This is a genomic window from Acinetobacter sp. YH12233 (genome assembly GCF_013417725.1).
Lineage (GTDB): Bacteria > Pseudomonadota > Gammaproteobacteria > Pseudomonadales > Moraxellaceae > Acinetobacter.
The window spans coordinates 1-2156 of sequence record NZ_VPDK01000080.1 but is presented as its reverse complement, the minus strand read 5'-3'; the positions used below and the strand labels follow the sequence as shown (position 1 = coordinate 2156).

General features: G+C 33.4%; 3 protein-coding genes. All 3 read left to right on the top strand.

Annotated elements, in window-relative coordinates:
* Positions 1-692: 692 nt before the first annotated feature.
* Genes FTV12_RS16280 through FTV12_RS16270 form a run of 3 tightly spaced genes read left to right on the top strand, consistent with a single transcriptional unit; the run spans position 693 to position 1860 of the window.
* Positions 693-1037: a hypothetical protein gene (locus tag FTV12_RS16280; RefSeq protein WP_180034341.1), complete on the top strand. Its 345-nt coding sequence runs from the start codon at positions 693-695 to the stop codon at positions 1035-1037.
* The gene (locus FTV12_RS16275; protein WP_179991001.1) at positions 1034-1465 is read left to right on the top strand and encodes a hypothetical protein; all 432 of its coding nucleotides are present in this window, start codon (positions 1034-1036) and stop codon (positions 1463-1465) included. The genes FTV12_RS16280 and FTV12_RS16275 overlap by 4 nt, the downstream gene beginning before the upstream one ends.
* Positions 1465-1860: a hypothetical protein gene (locus FTV12_RS16270; protein ID WP_179991002.1), complete on the top strand. Its 396-nt coding sequence runs from the start codon at positions 1465-1467 to the stop codon at positions 1858-1860. The genes FTV12_RS16275 and FTV12_RS16270 overlap by 1 nt, the downstream gene beginning before the upstream one ends.
* Positions 1861-2156 lie beyond the last annotated feature (296 nt).

The following is a 2156-nucleotide window of genomic DNA, read 5'->3' as shown; positions in this document are numbered from 1 at the left end:
CTGAAGCAATTGAAACGTCCGGTGCTTTACAAGCCTGAACGATCTGCTGTTTAAATTCAGCACTGTATGTTCTTCGTTTTTTCGCAAGAGATGCGATGGATGTCTGATGATTTGTAGTCATAAATTTTAGTCCCCACTTGTTTCTAAGTGGGGACTAAATTAAGGCTTATAGGATGAATTCAGAAGGTGTGTTCAGCGGACGCTTACGAAAATAGCCTATGTAGAATAGGTATTCTTACTCCTAAAAGTTATAAAGATTGACAATATAATAAAAAATATTATATATTAATCTGTTTTTTATAACTAAAAATTATGTATAGACAAACATTTAATAAGAACAAAAACAACTTCAAATAAAAAGAGATATAACTATGTATTCAGTATTCATCATTACCAATAAAAAAAAATTTGTATTAGCAACATATAACGACTTCAACCCAGAACTGTCATATCAAACAAAGCTACAGCTTATTCTAAATGGACCTACTGTTCCTGTAACTGCATTTGAAAATACTTCAAAGCTGCTGAAGACTTTGAAATTAAAACTTATAAAAGTGGTATCGACAATGCTTTAGAAGCAAGCTTAGAAGTCAACAACATTAATCTGGTACAAGCCAATAAGAAAGCAACAGCAGATGCTCGTGTACCTGTATTACCAAAAACAAGAAAGCCACGTACTAAGAAGACAACAAATGAAGATCAAGGGCTGTAAGCGTCAAGCCTTCCTAGATCAAGCTGTACTGAATGGCGGTCAACTCTTCTACCTAATAAAATGCTGGAACAAGGAAGAGTCATTTTACAAGCTCGGCATAACCATGAACAACATACTCACCAGATACGGTACAATTCGCTCTATGCCATACGAATGGGAGATCCTACTAGAACTAACCGATACAGCAGAAGCAGTCTATGACATAGAAGTAACGTTCAAAACAGAAATGAACGACTACCACTATAAGCCTAAAATTTCATTCAACGGATCAGGTACAGAATGCTATACTGAACTATCTGAAGCTTTACAACAGCTTATAAAATGACCATTTTAAAAATAATTCTAAGTTCAATTCTGGTGTTTGGTTTACCAATATTGACACATGCAACTCCAGATTACGTTTATGAATATCCCACAATAGAATTAACTAGTCGTGAACAAGTTGTACGTGAGCTTGCTTTGTATGAACAACTTCAGATGCGGGATGGCCAAATCAATGTAAGATCTAGAGATGAATTAGAAAGAAAAGCTAATTTGTGCAGGTCAAATTTCGTTCATTATAATTTTATAGCCCAAATACAAAGAAATTTAAAAGTAATTAATGCAGGAATAAGTGACGACTACGCTTATAGAACATATATAAAACCTGCGGAAAAAGAAATTGAGAAGAATAATAGAGAAGTAGGTAGAGACTGTAGGGATGTTTTGAAAGAAGACAAGACAAGATATAAAAAATTACTAGGGATTAAATAATGAAAATTAAGACTACCCTACTCTCTCTTTTGGCTGTATCTAGTATCTCAACTAGCTACGCTTATAACACTGTATACAAATACACTGAACCGAAGGCTGAACAATCTAGAGATGTTTTTTACCAAACTTTAGGACTTTTCGCTGAGTTAAAGAATGAAAAATACATTAGTTCTCTTCTTATTAAAGATCCAAGAAACAACATTGTTAATAAAGATAAAAGATACAAAGTGAAATTATGCGAACTGGTACAAGTTATAGAAGATGAGAAAGCTTATATAATAGCTAATAGAGTTACGCAATCAGGATCAGTTATTGGTTTAGAAAAATATCAGGATCAGTTAGAAAAAGAAATTGGTGAAAGCTGCGAAGAGTTGTTTAAATGGCGCAATGGGTGAATCACAATATATAGTGGTTTAAATTAAATAAAAACACTACATATAGTATTTAGGACTTAAGATTTATAAAATAGTGTGATATATTTCTCATTACTTATTTAGAACGACTTAGGCTAAGTAAGAGTAATACCAAACTAGGTCAGTCATTTATATATCCTTTATCTCATCCGTAAGCGTCCGCTGAACACACCTTCTGAATTCATCCTATAAGCCTTAATTTAGTCCCCACTTAGAAACAAGTGGGGACTTAAATTTATGACTACAAATAATCAGACATCCATCGCATCTCTTGCGAA